General features: G+C 57.1%; 15 protein-coding genes and 1 tRNA gene. 5 read left to right on the top strand and 11 right to left on the bottom strand.

Features of this window, described 5'->3' with window-relative positions:
• The first annotated feature begins 28 nt into the window (after positions 1-28).
• A tRNA-Val gene (locus JJQ76_RS02505) sits at positions 29-105 on the top strand.
• A 337-nt stretch (positions 106-442) separates the two neighbouring features.
• On the opposite strand, the gene JJQ76_RS02510 is transcribed toward JJQ76_RS02505, so the two are convergent.
• The 6 genes from JJQ76_RS02510 to JJQ76_RS02535 form a co-directional block, all read right to left on the bottom strand.
• Positions 443-1,024 (bottom strand): PqiC family protein, encoded by a 582-nt coding sequence (locus JJQ76_RS02510; protein ID WP_210395049.1) that lies wholly within the window; start codon positions 1,022-1,024, stop codon positions 443-445.
• The gene (gene pqiB / locus JJQ76_RS02515) at positions 1,021-2,694 is read right to left on the bottom strand and encodes an intermembrane transport protein PqiB (RefSeq protein WP_210395051.1); all 1,674 of its coding nucleotides are present in this window, start codon (positions 2,692-2,694) and stop codon (positions 1,021-1,023) included. Before pqiB ends, JJQ76_RS02510 begins: the two co-directional genes overlap by 4 nt.
• The gene (locus JJQ76_RS02520; RefSeq protein ID WP_343232468.1) at positions 2,687-3,970 is read right to left on the bottom strand and encodes a PqiA/YebS family transporter subunit; all 1,284 of its coding nucleotides are present in this window, start codon (positions 3,968-3,970) and stop codon (positions 2,687-2,689) included. Before JJQ76_RS02520 ends, pqiB begins: the two co-directional genes overlap by 8 nt.
• A 134-nt stretch (positions 3,971-4,104) precedes the next feature.
• Entirely contained in the window at positions 4,105-5,118 is a 1,014-nt protein-coding gene (locus JJQ76_RS02525) for a DUF2860 family protein (RefSeq protein WP_210395054.1), read from the bottom strand.
• A 153-nt stretch (positions 5,119-5,271) separates the two neighbouring features.
• On the bottom strand, positions 5,272-5,598 hold the full coding sequence (locus tag JJQ76_RS02530) for an MBL fold metallo-hydrolase (protein WP_343232479.1): 327 nt from the start codon (positions 5,596-5,598) through the stop codon (positions 5,272-5,274).
• 871 nt (positions 5,599-6,469) lie between these two features.
• Positions 6,470-6,715 carry a hypothetical protein gene (locus JJQ76_RS02535; protein ID WP_210395058.1) on the bottom strand — a complete coding sequence of 82 codons (246 nt, stop codon included), beginning with the start codon at positions 6,713-6,715 and terminating at the stop codon, positions 6,470-6,472.
• Between the two features lie 202 nt (positions 6,716-6,917).
• Between JJQ76_RS02535 and JJQ76_RS02540 the strand changes: the two genes are divergently transcribed.
• Together JJQ76_RS02540 and JJQ76_RS02545 are read left to right on the top strand one after the other, a co-directional pair.
• Entirely contained in the window at positions 6,918-7,121 is a 204-nt protein-coding gene (locus JJQ76_RS02540; RefSeq protein ID WP_210395060.1) for a hypothetical protein, read from the top strand.
• A 58-nt stretch (positions 7,122-7,179) separates the two neighbouring features.
• Positions 7,180-7,875, top strand: a complete 696-nt coding sequence (locus tag JJQ76_RS02545; RefSeq protein WP_210395061.1) for a glutathione S-transferase family protein — start codon at positions 7,180-7,182, stop codon at positions 7,873-7,875.
• Here the strand turns inward: JJQ76_RS02545 and JJQ76_RS02550 are convergent.
• The 5 genes from JJQ76_RS02550 to JJQ76_RS02570 form a co-directional block, all read right to left on the bottom strand.
• Positions 7,771-8,142 carry a hypothetical protein gene (locus JJQ76_RS02550; protein WP_210395062.1) on the bottom strand — a complete coding sequence of 124 codons (372 nt, stop codon included), beginning with the start codon at positions 8,140-8,142 and terminating at the stop codon, positions 7,771-7,773. The two genes, JJQ76_RS02545 and JJQ76_RS02550, sit on opposite strands and share 105 nt — an antisense overlap.
• A gap of 249 nt (positions 8,143-8,391) precedes the next feature.
• Positions 8,392-10,014, bottom strand: a complete 1,623-nt coding sequence (locus tag JJQ76_RS02555) for an NAD(P)-binding protein (protein ID WP_210395063.1) — start codon at positions 10,012-10,014, stop codon at positions 8,392-8,394.
• Entirely contained in the window at positions 10,011-11,012 is a 1,002-nt protein-coding gene (locus JJQ76_RS02560; protein WP_210395064.1) for a thiamine pyrophosphate-dependent enzyme, read from the bottom strand. The genes JJQ76_RS02555 and JJQ76_RS02560 overlap by 4 nt, the downstream gene beginning before the upstream one ends.
• A 13-nt stretch (positions 11,013-11,025) precedes the next feature.
• On the bottom strand, positions 11,026-12,279 hold the full coding sequence (locus JJQ76_RS02565; RefSeq protein WP_210395065.1) for a transketolase C-terminal domain-containing protein: 1,254 nt from the start codon (positions 12,277-12,279) through the stop codon (positions 11,026-11,028).
• Between the two features lie 12 nt (positions 12,280-12,291).
• Positions 12,292-12,861, bottom strand: a complete 570-nt coding sequence (locus JJQ76_RS02570) for a 2-oxoacid:acceptor oxidoreductase family protein (protein WP_210395066.1) — start codon at positions 12,859-12,861, stop codon at positions 12,292-12,294.
• A 503-nt stretch (positions 12,862-13,364) separates the two neighbouring features.
• Between JJQ76_RS02570 and JJQ76_RS02575 the strand changes: the two genes are divergently transcribed.
• Positions 13,365-13,928, top strand: a complete 564-nt coding sequence (locus tag JJQ76_RS02575) for a DUF1285 domain-containing protein (protein WP_210395068.1) — start codon at positions 13,365-13,367, stop codon at positions 13,926-13,928.
• On the top strand, positions 13,918-14,325 hold the full coding sequence (locus JJQ76_RS02580; protein ID WP_210395070.1) for a secondary thiamine-phosphate synthase enzyme YjbQ: 408 nt from the start codon (positions 13,918-13,920) through the stop codon (positions 14,323-14,325). The genes JJQ76_RS02575 and JJQ76_RS02580 overlap by 11 nt, the downstream gene beginning before the upstream one ends.
• Positions 14,326-14,327 lie beyond the last annotated feature (2 nt).

Consider the following 14,327-nt stretch of genomic DNA (forward strand, 5'->3'; position numbering starts at 1 on the left):
ACCTATAATACGCCCCACATTGCACGACAGGACTATAGCTCAGTTGGTTAGAGCGCTACCTTGACATGGTAGAGGTCGGCAGTTCGAATCTGCCTAGTCCTACCAAATTCAGACTGTTAAATCAGTCGCTTAAAACCCGAGGCGAAAGTCTCGGGTTTTTTGTTTTTAGGTCGTGTCACCTATATATCACCAAGTGGTTGGTGCTGTTCTTGTCCTCTAGAGCATTAGTAACCGTCGCTTAGGAAGCGTTGCTCTCTGCTCCTGCGTTGTCCTTAAAAAAACTAGGTTCCCTTTTTCCGGTCGGACCGAAATCCGTAAAGCTAAGCCCTCCTTGTCGGTGATTTCAGAGAATAGGGGAACAAGAGCTGATAGAGAAACGTGCTCTTGTCGGCCTTGGGCACATAGCTGACGCATCCAAGCTTAGATTCTATCGGATTGGCTATTATTGGAGATCGGCTGCTATCGCTGTCGTCAATTGGTCAACAGCCAGGGATAGCGCCTCAACCAGGGCAGGGTAGCCGTCCTCCGTCAGCGCTACCTTGATGTCAAAACCGGAGCTGTGTGTGGCGCTGCTCCCTGACGCGGTTATTGCCCATTCACCGCGTAGCTCGGCATGTCCGGTATGGACCCCGTTAAGCTTCGTGAGCCTGAGGTGGAGGGTGGCCGCTGCGATGTTTCCTGTGCGTTCGCTTGTTGGCTCTATCCGATACAGGTCTTGCTTGTGCCTCAGGTCCGTCAACAGCCGTTGTGACAGTTGTCCAGCGATTGGGCTCGCCCATTGATGCAGGCGGGCGTTGACGACCTCGGTTGTCGAGGTGGCATAGACGATACCGGGCTGGCGCAGATGATCGGCAAGTTCGATCCGCGCGACCAGTAGCAAGGGGGCACTGTCAGGGAGGGCTTTATCCACAAGTGCCTGTTCCGGCAGTGGCAACAGATAGTAGACCGGCAACGTTGCGTTATTCCCGGTTCCGGCACAGCCGTTCAGAAGAATAATAAATAGAACAATCGTCCATGTTCTCATTGCGGCTGCCCTTTGGTCGGAATTGGATCGGGTCGGCTGTTGCCAAAGATCAACGCATTGGGCTTCTCATGTAATTGGCGGGCGATAGGGCGCAACTGTTGGATCAGCGCGGTAACTTCGGCCAGCGCGTCGGTCAGTTGCTGGTAGGACGCTGATTCCGGATCAAAGCCGCTCAGAGTCGTGGTTAGCTGCTGCAGACTTTGCCTGAGTTCGGCGGGCAGTGCGGTGATATCCTGCTGCTGCAGCAGGATCCGAGCCTCCTGCGCCAGCTGCTCGGCCGCTGTCACCGCGCGTTCGGATGAGGCTAGCGTTCGGTTAAGTGAACTGATGGTCTGTTCCAGCGGCAGACTGTTGAGCTTTCGGGCCAGATCCATGATCTGTTTTTGCACTTCGGCAAAGCTGCCCTGTTTGGTGGGAAACACCGGATAGCCGGCGAAGGTCTGTGGGGTATGAGCGGCCTCGTCCGGGTGAAAATCGGTATCGATGAAGAGCGCCCCGGTTACCAGGTTTCCTATCTTCAGTGTGCCTCTGAGGCCGCGACCAAACTCTTGATCTATGAGGGCTTCAAACGCGGTCAAATCATCAGAGTCTGACTGATTATAGAGCCGCTCCACCTCGATACTGACCAAAACCGGGATTTTTTTGGAGTCCAAGCCGCCATTGGAGGTATCGATGTCCGGCAGGTCACGCGACATGCGGCTGCGCAGGGGCAGCTGCTTTACGGTGCCAATACGTAAACCGCGATACTCGACCGGCGCCAGCGGCTGCAAGCCCCTGACCGACTCGTCGAACAGCATGACGTACTCAAGGTAGTGATCAAACAGTCCTTCGCGGACCTGGTCGAGGTCGTCGTACAGGCGGAACCGGGTCAGTTGCTGGGTGATGGGTTCGCCTTGCTCGGTCGGGTCCATGTCACCGAAAGTGACGCCGCCCCTGAGCAAGCTCTCCAGCGATGCCAGTTTGACTTCAAACCCCTCGGCGTTGAACCGCAGGTCGACTCCGGAACTTAACCAGAAGCGCGACCCAGTGTTAACCAGGCGGTCGTAGGGGGCAAATATAAACAGTTGGTAGATGGCTTGCTTCTCATTCACGTCGTAGTGGCTTTCCTCCACCCTGCCCACAGTAAAGCCCTCATAGATGACCGGAGCGCCAACGCCCAACTTTTCCGCTTCTCTGTGGGTCAACGACAGCCGCAGCCCCTTGGTGTCCGGCGCCGCCACCGGGGGCAGATCAAGAACGGTGAAGCTATCTTCGGCGACGCTGGATACTCCCGGTTGTAACTGGATATAAGCGCCGGAGAGCAGTGTTTCCAATCCAGATACGCCCTCGCGCCCAATGCGGGGCTTGACGGTCCAAAACAGGCTGTCTTTGCGCAGCATGCGACTGGCGTCCTTATTCATCTGGGCGGTGGCCAGGATGTAGTCGTAGTTCTCGCTCAGGGTAACAGCGGTGATCACACCGACTTTGACGTTCAGCGCTTTTATCGGTGTCTTGCCTGCCTCGATGCCGTCGGCGGACCTCAATTTAAGTGTCACTTCTGGCCCGCTGCTGTTGATGTACTGGTAGAGCATCCATGCGCCCATGGCCAACGCGAGCAGAGGAATGATCCACACCGCAGAAAGCTGGTTGCGCTCGGTTACCTGTGCTGTCAGGTGGTTATCATCAGCCATGAATTGGATGCTCTGCAGGATAGGGGATGGGTGCGGTTGGCCAGAGAGTCCGGGAATCGAATACTTTGGCTGACAGCATCGTCAGGATCACGACCGCGGCGAAATAGAGCGCAGCGGGACCGGGATATATCGCCATCAGGTTCTGGAGCTGCACCAAGGCGACCAGAATCGCGACGACAAAAATGTCGATCATGGACCAGCGGCCAATGAACTCGGTTATGCGGTAGATCCGCAAGCGCCAGAGAGTCTGTTGAGGAGGGAGCCGCCTGGCGCTTTGCGCTTGCAGATAAAGCCAGCCAAGCGCCAGCATCTTAGCGATGGGGATAAACACGCTGGCAATGAATATCACCAGCGCAATGGGGTAGGAGCCCAGCTCCCAAAGCAGAATAACGCCCTCCATGATGGTGGAACCCTCCTGCTGGCCAAGGCTGACGGTAAACATCATCGGATAGAAATTGGCTGGGAGGTAAAAGATGATCGCTGCGATAAGAAGCGCCCAGGCGTGCTGCAGATTGATCGTCGGATTAAACGGGTGCAGAGCACTGCCACAACGCCGACACTTAGCGGGGGCATTGCCAGCAAGCGGGTTGACATGATGACAGAGCTGACAACTTGCATGATTGCCAGTGTCGTGGGTATCTCCCACCTTGATTCCGTGGGGGACAGTGGACGGTACAAAATGCTGCCAGAGCCAGTGACGATCCGCCAGTGCTACGCACTTCACCACCAGTACAGTAAATAGGCAGAAGGCCCAGAACGCATGCCCCATGCCGACATCTGCCAGCGAGGCGATTTTGATCAGGCTCACCAGCACACCGATAAGAAACACATCCACCATCAGCCAGGGCTCAATTCGGAAAACCAACCGGCACAGTGCTATGGCCAAACGGCTCTCAGCTGTGCCGAGTTTGCGTTTTCTGGACTGTAATGCTTTGAGGTGGAGATAAAAAATCATGCCGATATAGAGTGTCGGCAGCACAATAACCGTGCTGAAAAGCAGCAGGCCCAGCAAAATGTTCTCGTATTCGCTCATCATCTCAGCAGCTTGCAGCAAGGTTATCTGCTGGGATAAACCTTGTACGCTGAACGACATGAAAGGTAACGACAGGCTGAACACCAGGGCAATCAGCGCCCCGGTAGATACCGCCAAGGCCGTTTGGTAAGGGGCGGACGCGATCTTGGTCAGCGTGTGACTGCAGCGCGGGCACTGGGCTTTACCGCCATCCCCCAGTGGGGGTAGCCGGACTACGAGGCCGCATTCCACACATGCAATCACGGTTCTTGCCCCGCTGGTTCAGCAGCTTGGTGGCGGGTATGAATATGCCATCCGGACGCGGGGGTGGCTACGTTCGTGACGCGCCACCGCCCGCGAATGGTCTTGATTGCTTCGCAGTGCACCGGTAATGCCGGTTAATTGAAACGCCAGATAACCCCGACGCTGGCTGTGTTGGCATCTTGATCGTAGAAATCGATATCTGAATCAGAATCAAAATAGGCCACGGAAGCATAGCCCGTCAGCGATTCGATGTCGGCCAGTCTGTGCAGGAAGAACGTGGCCGAAATCCCCAGTTCATCGGAATCTCCCTTTTGACCGCCAAAGACGGGGTTGCCCGCATCATAATCATACTGTCCCACCAACAGGTTGGTGAGGAATGAATAGTTCTGCGTCCTGTAGGCATAGGTGAGTTGCAGCAGGGTTCCATCGCGCGAAACGGAGTCGCCATCGAGGTCATAGCTACGGTGAATGATGGCCGGGGTCAGTAGTTGCCCCTTGGCGATTACCCAGTTATAGGAAAGTTCGATCGTTGTCAGGTCGCCGTTGCGATCCAGACTGCGTCGTTCTGCGGCGGTCAGGCCGCCCACGGACTGGCCGCTTAGTTCGCTATCAAGGTCCTGATCCCGTGCGCTAATGCTGGCAGCGAAGCCAGAACCCATGATGTCTTCCCAGCTTAGCCTGACTCCCGACGAATCAAGTTCGCTTTTCTGGCGTGGCGAGCCGGTCAGAAAGGGGTCGGCATAGACCTCTGCGGGGAAAGTCGAGAACAGATAGCTAGCGGCAACGATTCCTTTATCGCCGAACTCCCGCCGGACACCCAGCTGGGTTGAAAAGTCGAATCGGAGCGCGTCCTGAATCAACGTCCCCAGAAAGAACTGGGTGCGATGCTCAGCAAGGGTATAGCGGAGGTCGAAGTTGAACGACACGCCACCGGTATCTTTGCTATCCGGAGCGTCCAGTGATGTGATGACGTCGCGGCTCAGTTTGTCCGACTTGTTGCCGGCGACGGTGTTCGACGCAAGCTCGGCATATTTTACGCCGGCGGACAAAAAGCCGGAAAAGCCGCTTTGGTCTGGGATTTTGATCACTTCCGCCTGTGCAGGCAGGGTAAGTGTGGCAAGGATAATGCCGACCGTTAATATCCGCATAAACAATAGCTCCTAGGAATGGTGAGCGTGCAAAAACTGAATCTAGTTTAGATCATGTCCATTGATCTTTTTTCGGCAGCCGGACTTTTGAGACGGCACATGTAACACCATGGCACCGCATCATTAGTTGGCACTATTACCTAGTGCTGATGCTCAACTCAGGATCAGGGAGAGGTCGTCTGTCGCAGCGATGACATTAGCGGGCAAAGAGTTTGGATTTGCTTGCATCCATGCATCCATCCGGTGACTGATATGGGTTAATAACGTCGTCGAGGGTCTTAGAGCGTCAACCAACTTTATCGCGCGGGTTAGATCATTATGGTTGGTTGGTGAGCCGCCCGGAGGATGCGTGCAATCAACAATAAGAAAATCGATAGTTACGCGCCCAAGCGCGGCGGCAGTCTGCTCTGGCAAGCCAAAGGTGTCGGTCAGATAAGCCACCCTGTTGTTGCCGGTGCTTATCTTCCATGCCCACCAGATCGGTCACCGCCAATCGGATCGTTTCAGCCTGAGCAACCATTGCACCTAACCCGAAGAACGTACCCGCCACTGCAGAAGATAACCACCGCCTCATGTCTATCACCTTGAGAAAAGCCTGAGATTGAGGTTCAAGACTTTAACGGAACCCCGTTGCACCAGCTTTTTAACAATGCGTCGAATGTGTGAAGCTATTATAGAAAAACCGAGTCATCGTGAAACCCTGCGAGATCCACCCGGGGGAAGGTCGTACGGGTGCCGGCGTCGTGAAGCTTGCGAATGATTCTACGGTGAAGGCTGGTAATGGAACTTAGGCGCGGTCTGCGTCTGGGCGACGGCAATCTACTCTTCAGTATAATGGGATCGCTTCATGGCATGATCTCCAGTTCAAGCCTCTATCATGTCGAACGTTCCAGATTCAAATGAGCCTGAGTTCTGGAGTAGGGTGATGAGTAAGGGCTGCAATCGACGGATGCGAACGCTATCGCCCGTTAGGTGGGGGGATGGGAGTCGAACTAAGGGGGAGCCCGTATGACGGCGCTGAACGAACCCTCTACAAGGCACTGCCGCAGTGGCGGCACTTTGATGCTTCAGGGTCCACATGGGCTCTGCAGGCTGGGCATTGGGGTCGGTTGTTGCCGAAGATCAGCAGGAGAATAGCGGCAACAACCGGAGAAAGTAGTAGCGCAATCAGACACCAGACGATAACGGACCGATTCCAACGAGACGCCCAGTAGCCGATCAGGAACAAAAACAGAATATAAGGGATGAGTGCAAATTCCACAGGGACTCCTAGTCAGGTAATCGCCATCACTATAGCTCAGACAATATGGGGAGGAGGCTGGCCAGACCGTTGCTGGCGATCTGCTGCAGGTTAAGAGGGTAGCCGTGCCTGCTCTTCGGCATCGTAGCCGATGTTGAGATAGGTTCCCACGCCCAGTTCGATGGCCAGCACGCACAACAGGCCGGTCGCAAAGATCAGGTTGAAGCTGGCAGGCTGGCCATTGATCAGGGTGTTGAACAACATCACCGCGGCAGTTACGAAGGCCACCAGCGTGGTGGCGCCCATGGTAGCGATAACCACGGTGAACGGGGTCAGATCCCTGTCGTAAACTCTCATGACGCGCTCGCCTTATTGATCCTAACTGCTACTTTAGATGATGCTTATTAAATGTCCATTGTAATGCAGTAAACGCAGCTTTTACCGCTATTGCTGGCGGTTTGGTCAACAACGGTTGGTTTTTCAGAAATAGCCCTAGATACAAAACCGCCCTATAGCCCTACCATTTCAGTGTGACATAGCATGCAGCAAGGGAGGGCTTATGGTTTTCGGACTGATCGAGGTATGGGCTATTTCGCTGCTTGTCTGTGCGTTTTTGGGGGCTTGGCACGACCTTCCTGCAAGAGGCTTTGCCTGGGGGATGCTTGGCCCTGTGGGGCTGGTCGGTTTGTGGTTGTCGATGCGCAAGAAACGGCGTGCAGTGACGGTGACCCGAGCGACCAGCGAGCAGCGGGATGGCGGCTGAAACTGGGTTCAAATTGGCGCATCATTGACGCCAATATTGGTCGCACCGGAAGCTGTCTATGCCTCGCCCTGTTGTTACCCTGATCGGTACCCCCATCAGTCATTTCGTCCAGACAGTGATCTTGACCTGCGAAGAGAAGGGGATCGGCTACCAGTTGCGGGTTGAGGGGCATGATACCCCGGCAGCGCTGCAATCCCTGACCCATCGCAAGATCCACCCCTTTGGAAAAATCCCCGCGCTCGAGTGCGACGGGGGAGTGCTGTTTGAAACCTCAGCGATCTGTCGCTATCTGGATCGGCTGCAGCCGGATCCGGTCTTGGTTCCGCAAACCCCCTTCAGTGCTGCGCGTATGGAGCAGTGGATCAGCATCGTCGGCAGCTATCTGCATCGTACCTGTATCTCCAATCTGGTGAGCCACTATGTCTTTCCGCGCGGCCCGGACGGTGGCGTTAACCGGGCTGCGGTGACGGCTTCAACACCGGAGGTCGAGGTTTCGCTGGTGCATCTGTCCGCACTGTTAGAGCAGCAACCTCACGACTGGCTGACCGGTGAGCACTTGTCACTGGCGGAACTGTTTCTGGCCCCGCTGATTTGGCAACTGCGGCAAACGCCCGAGGGGGCCGCGCTGTTGCAGCCGCATCACTCCCTTTTATCTGTCTGTGAGCGTGTCACTGCGCGCAGAAGCTTTGCTACGGTCGCTGCCCTGCATTGCCGTTATCTTCCCTCTGGCCATTGTCTTGTTCTGGAGTGTTAGGCTGTTAGCGGTGGCCTGATCCACGATCGCTTTGTACAGCGCGCTTACCTTGGCGTAGAACCCCTGATATTCGGGGTGTTTGTCGGCCAGTGGATGAATGGAACGTGCGTCTTTAATCATTCGATCGAGGGTGGCCAGGTCTTCATCGCTCAACCGCTCGCCGCTATCAACTCGCTCTTTGATTGCCAGCAGACGCGGCAGGCGCCAGGTGTTAAAGCGGTCCAGCAGGGTGGTGATTGTGCCGAGGTCGTCGATAGGCAGGGTCATCTTGTGCGCTCCATCTAGGGCTGAGGCTGGCGCTGGCTAGCACCGTTTGAGGCTAAGTGTAGTCAGTGGATCAGCGACCGCCGCAATCGCCCCCTGGACGGCGATCATGAAATAAAAGGTGGGCGTAGTTTTCTGCCGGCAGAGCGAGTCCGTAGACGCTGTCGCGCATTCTCGCGATCGCGGCATCCGGCACGTAAAAAAACGCCCTCCGGAGAGGGCGTTTAATGCGTTGCTCGCTGTCGCGATCGATCAGATATCTTCCGGTATCATCTCGATGGAACCACAGGGGCATTCGGATACGCAGATGCCGCAGCCCTTGCAGTAGTCGTACTTGAACTCAAACCCTTTGCCCGGACCGAGTTTGGTGATGGCATTGTCGGGGCAGACACCGTAGCAGTTGTCGCACTCGAAACAGTTACCACAGCTCATGCAACGACGGGCTTCATACTGGGCCGTTTGTTCATCCAGGTTGCCAACCACTTCGGCAAAGCCGGACTGCCGACGGGCCACGTCCAGTACCGGGCGGACCGAGCGCGGTGCGTCGGAGTAGTACCAGGTATTGAGGTTGCCATAGGACGCATCGTCATGCTTCTCAGGAGCCACGAAGATCTGGCCGTTGAGGAACGCGTCGATATTCTTGGCGGCCTTCTTGCCGTGGCCAATGGCGACGGTGACGGTGCGCTCGGAGGGCACCATGTCGCCGCCGGCGAACACCCCCTTGGCGCCGGTCTGCATATCCTTGCCGACCAGTACCACGCCGCCCTTGACGTCGATGTCGTCGAGCCCGTCCAGCGGATTCAGGTCGACGGACTGACCGACAGCCTGTACCAACACACTGGCCGGTATGGTTTCGGTCTGGCCGGTAGCCACGGGACGGTTGTCTTCGCCGGTGACCATCACTTCAAGCTCCAACTCGCCGTTGGCGATGCTGGTGATGGTGCGCAGGCAAGCGATCTGTACGCCTTCTTCCAGCGCTTCATGAATTTCCAGCTCGTGAGCCGGCATCATGTTGCGGTCACGGCGGTAAACCACGGTGACGCTGAGCGCGCCCATGCGGGTGGCAGAACGGGCAACGTCCATAGCAGTGTTACCACCACCGTAAACCACTACGTGACCGTTCAGCGCCGGCTGCTGCTCGTTTTCCAGATCCTTGAGCACGGTGGCGGCGTCGAACATCGGCACGCTGCCGTCGGTGGGCAGGTCCACGGAGCCGCCAACGTGGGCGCCGAAGCTCAGAAAGCAGGCATCGAAACCGCCGTCTTTCATGGTTTCGGCTACGTTGGCGACCGGGGTGTTGGTCTTGATCTCAACGCCCAGGTCCTCGATCCGCTTGATCTCACCGGCCAGCTTTTCGCGGGGCAGGCGGTACTTGGGAATGCCGTAACGCAGCATACCGCCGGCCTTGGGCGCGGCTTCGAACACGGTGACGCTGTGGCCCAGGCGACGCAGGTGGTAGGCCGCGGACAGACCGCTAGGGCCAGCACCGATCACCATAACCTTTTTGCCGCTATCGGGGGCGCATTCCACGGTCCAGCCGTGACGCAGCGCTTCGTCGCCAATAAATCGCTCGACGGCGTTGATGCCAACGGACTCATCGACGTCCTTGCGGTTACAGGCACTCTCACAGGTGTGGTAACAAACCCTGCCCATGATGGTGGGGAAAGGATTGTCCTGCATGATGGTTTTGAACGCCTGTTCGTAGTTGCCTTCCTCAGCGTGGAACAGCCACTGCTGGATGTTCTCTCCGGCCGGACAGGTTTTGTTGCACGGCGGAATGCGATTGACATACTGGGGGCGCTCGGTACGCCAGCTGCCGGTGTGGTTGACCAGACTGGTGCCGACGTCGAGAGTTATTGCAAATGGCTTGTTCATTCTTCGTCTCCCTTCTCTTCCAGCAGCTCGAATTTGGCGATGTTCTTGTCGGCCAGGGCCTGCATGCCTTCCAGCTGGGCTTCGTTGCCGGGCTTGAACATGTGGGCAAAGCGGCGCTGCAGCTTCAGGTATCCGTTAACCGGGGCAGGCTTGCGCAGCTTGGTTGAGGCGGTGATCTCACCATCCTCCGCTTCAAACAGCGGCCACAGGCCACATTCGGCGGCCATGCGGGCCAGCTTGATGGAGTCGCAGGGCTTGGAACCCCAGCCCAGCGGGCAGGGGACAAAGATCTGGATGTAGCGGGCACCGCGCATGCTCATCGCCTTGGTGACCTTACGTTCCAGATCGTGCAGATCGTGCACGGAAGCCGTCGCTACGTAGGGAATGCCATGGGCCATGGCGACCAGCGGTACGTTCTTGCCCTGGCCGAATTCGTTACCCGGGTTGGGGCCGACCGGCATGGTGGTGGCGGTGCGGGCCGCCGGCGGGGTAGCGGAAGAACGCTGTACACCGGTGTTCATGTAAGCCTGGTTGTCGTAACAGATGTAAAGCACATCGTCGTTACGGTCGAACATGCCGGACAGACAGCCAAAGCCGATATCGGTGGTGCCGCCGTCGCCGCCCTGGGCGATGACGCGGACTTCTTTCTTGCCTTTGACCCGTTGTGCGGCGGCGACACCGGTGGCCACGGCTGCGGCGTTGCCGAACAGCGAGTGGATCCAGGGCATCTGCCAGGCGGTTTCGGGGTAGGGGGTGGTGAACACCTCCAGGCAGCCAGTGGCGTTACAGGCGATCAACTGGTTGTCGGTGGCGCGCATGGCGGCATCGATGGCGAAACGGGCGCCCAGTGCCTCGCCGCAGCCCTGACAGGCGCGGTGACCGGAGTCCAGAGCGTTGGAGCGGTCCAGGCTGGACTGCACGGTACGCTGATCCTGGTCCAGCAGACGGTTGCCGACGGTATAGGTGCCGGTCTGGTAGAACTTAACTTGTTGAGTCATGTGTAATCCCTCCTCACACCTTGCTGGCGGCGACAGCGCCGATATCGCGCAGGATGTTTTCAGCCACGGAGCCGGAACATTCGTCCAGGCGCTCGCGCTCCAGTTCACGCTCGACAATCTCCTTATTGAGATCGAGGAAGTGCAGGCCTTCCAGGGTGTCGGCGGCGGCTTCGTTGAAGAGGTTATGCAGGGACTTCTGGGTGATCGGGCGACCACCGAGGCCGGCGATGACGTTGTAAACCGGCACCGGCTGGGTGGACAGCGCCATACGCACATTGGAGGCGACCATACCGCCCATGCCCACGGCAAAGCATTTCTCCAGCACCACGATACGTTTGGCGTTAGCGCAGGCTTTGCGGATCTCGGCGATCGGGAACGGACGGAAGGAGCGAATGGCCACACAGCCGATCTTCTCGCCCTCCTCACGACGCTGGTCGATCACGTCTTTGATGGTACCGATTACGGAGCCGAGCGAGATTACCAGGGTTTCGGCGTCGTCGGCCTTGTAGGTGCTGATCAGGCCGCCGGAGTCACGACCGACAATCTCGGCGTACTCCTTGGCTACCTGCGGAATCAGCTCCAGCGCGTCCATCTGACGACGGTGGGCCAGGTAGCGTACTTCGGTGAACGCCTCTGGGCCAACCATGGCGCCCATGGAGACCGGGTTGGCCGGGTCCAGCACCTGACGGGGAGTGAACGGAGGCAGGAACTGATCGATCTGCGCCTGTTCGGGCATGTCGATACGCTCGTAGGCGTGGGTCAGGATAAAGCCGTCCATACAGACCATGACCGGCACCGACAGCTTTTCAGCGATCTTGAACGCCTGGATATGGACATCCACCGCTTCCTGGTTGGTTTCGCAGAATAGCTGAATCCAGCCAGCGTCACGCATGGACATGGAGTCGCTCTGGTCGTTCCAGATGTTGATCGGTGCACCGATGGCGCGGTTGCCGACGGTCATTACAATCGGCAGGCCGAGACCGGAGGCGTTGTAGACCGCTTCAGCCATGAACAGGATCCCCTGGCTGGCGGTGGCGGTGTAGGTGCGGGCACCGGCGGCAGATGAGCCAATGCCGACGGACAGCGCCGCAAACTCGGACTCAACGTTGATGTATTCGCAGTTCTCCAACTGGCCCGATTTAACCATCTCCCCCAGACCTTCCACGATGTGGGTTTGCGGGGTGATGGGATAGGCGCAGATCACTTCTGGGCGCGCCAGGGCGACGGCTTCGGCAACCGCCATGGAACCTTCCATCTGTTTCAACATGGTCGATTCTCCTTATTTGAATGCTTTGGCGTTGTCGAAAGCAGCCTGAGCCGCAACCACGTTGGCTTCACCCACCGTGCCAGGAAACTTCTTACGAATGGCAGAGGTGACTGATTCCAGTTTGATAGCCCCGCTGGCGCGGGCCAGAGCAGCGATCATGCAGGCGTTGGGCGAGGGACGGCCAACGTGCTGGACCGCCAGCTCGGTGGCCGCTACTGTCCAGACATGCCCTTCAGGCAGTTGGCGAGCCGCATCACCGATGCCCAGGTCATCAAGCGACTTGGCGGTGTTGATGATGAGGTAACCGTCAGCCTTGAGACCGGCAAAAACATCGACGGAGTTGAACAATGAGGGATCTTGAACGAGTAGTGCGTCGGGCTCCAGAACCGGCTCGCGCAGACGAATCTCTTTGTTGTCTACCCGGCAGAACGCCACAACGGGAGCACCCATGCGTTCCGAACCAAAACTCGGGAATGCCTGAGCGTGTTTATCTTCCAGAAAAGCTGCGACCGAAAGCATTTCTGCTCCCGATACGGCACCCTGTCCGCCGCGACCATGAATTCGTACCTGAAACATGGGCATCTGTCCTCCTGTGTAGGAACCTGCGTTTTTATTGGTTTGCGAGGCAGGAACATTCCGGGCCTCGCGCCCCCGGTTGTTATCTGTGCCGGGTGGCATGCGCAGTCACGATAAGCATTCCTCGGTCATCTGTGGCTGCGATTCGGTCTTTACCGACCGATGGTGGCTTAATCCTTAAATTAAGTAGGGCGAAGTGTACGTATTTTGAACAGGGTTATGTAGTAAAACTACATTAAAGTTATTAATGGTTACGATAATCTACGACTTAAGGCTTGATAATCTTGGTTTTTTAGCGCTATCGAACGCGAAGTATGAAGTTTTACTACATGGTGTTTGACGGCCTCAATGGTGAGATAATTTAATCATTCAGGTTACTTTAATTCGTCATGTCGCGTTCTTGGTGCGTGAATCGTTGAATAAAGTGTGTCGATTAGCCCCTGTGAACGGGCTGCAGAGAGTTGCTATAGTGGCTGATTATCGTTTTATGTTGATGGGGTGTTGTCGTTGTGACTACAGACAGTCCGCTTGACCGATTTCTCAGCCAGCTGCCGGCGCAGAAAAGCCATCCGGTAGCTCGTTGGCAGCCGTCGCGTTCGGGCGTTATTGATATCCGGATAGCGGCCAACGGCGACTGGTTTCATGAAGGTGAGCTTATAAGGCGTGAAGCGCTGGTGACTCTGTTTGCGTCGATCCTGCGCCGAGATCCTGATGGCTACTATCTGGTAACTCCGGCGGAGAAGCAGCGGATCACGGTGGAGGATGCGCCGTTGCTGGTCAGTCAACTGCAGCACGAAGGTGAGGGCAGAACGCAGCGTCTGTTGTTTCTCACCCGCACCGGCGATGCGGTCGAGGCTGGTCCGGCGCACCGGCTGTGGGTAGAGGATAGCGATGGCGAGCCGCGTCCTTACCTGATGATCCGCGATGGTTTGCACGCGCGTATCGGCCGCAACGTGTTTTATCAGTTGGTGGAGCTGGCGCAACCCGCCACCGTTGCCGGCGTTGAGCGCCTTGGTGTGTGGAGCAACGGTCTGTTTCTGCCGCTGGACGGAGAGGATGTTAATGGTAGATGAGCTGGAAGTGGTGACCCGGGGTCAGGGGTTATACGAGTTCACCGATGCGCTGCAGGCCATGGTGCGCAGAAGTGGTGTTACTGATGGGCTTTGCAGTCTGCTGATTCAGCATACCAGCGCCAGTCTGACCATTCAGGAAAACGCTGACCCTAGTGCACGGCAGGATCTGGAGCGCTGGTTGTGCCGGTTGGTACCGGAGCGGGACGCGCTCTATACCCATACTCTGGAGGGCGACGACGATATGCCGGCGCATATCAAGTCGGCGCTGACCAGCAGCTGTCTGTCGATTCCGGTGCAAGGCGGGGCGCTGATGCTTGGCACTTGGCAAGGGGTGTATTGCTGGGAGCACCGGCACGGCAATCATCGTCGCCGTATCGCGGTGCATCTGGGCAGCTAACG

Origin of the sequence: Motiliproteus sediminis (genome assembly GCF_017912535.1) — a bacterium.
Taxonomy (GTDB): Bacteria; Pseudomonadota; Gammaproteobacteria; order Pseudomonadales; family Balneatricaceae; genus Motiliproteus; species Motiliproteus sediminis.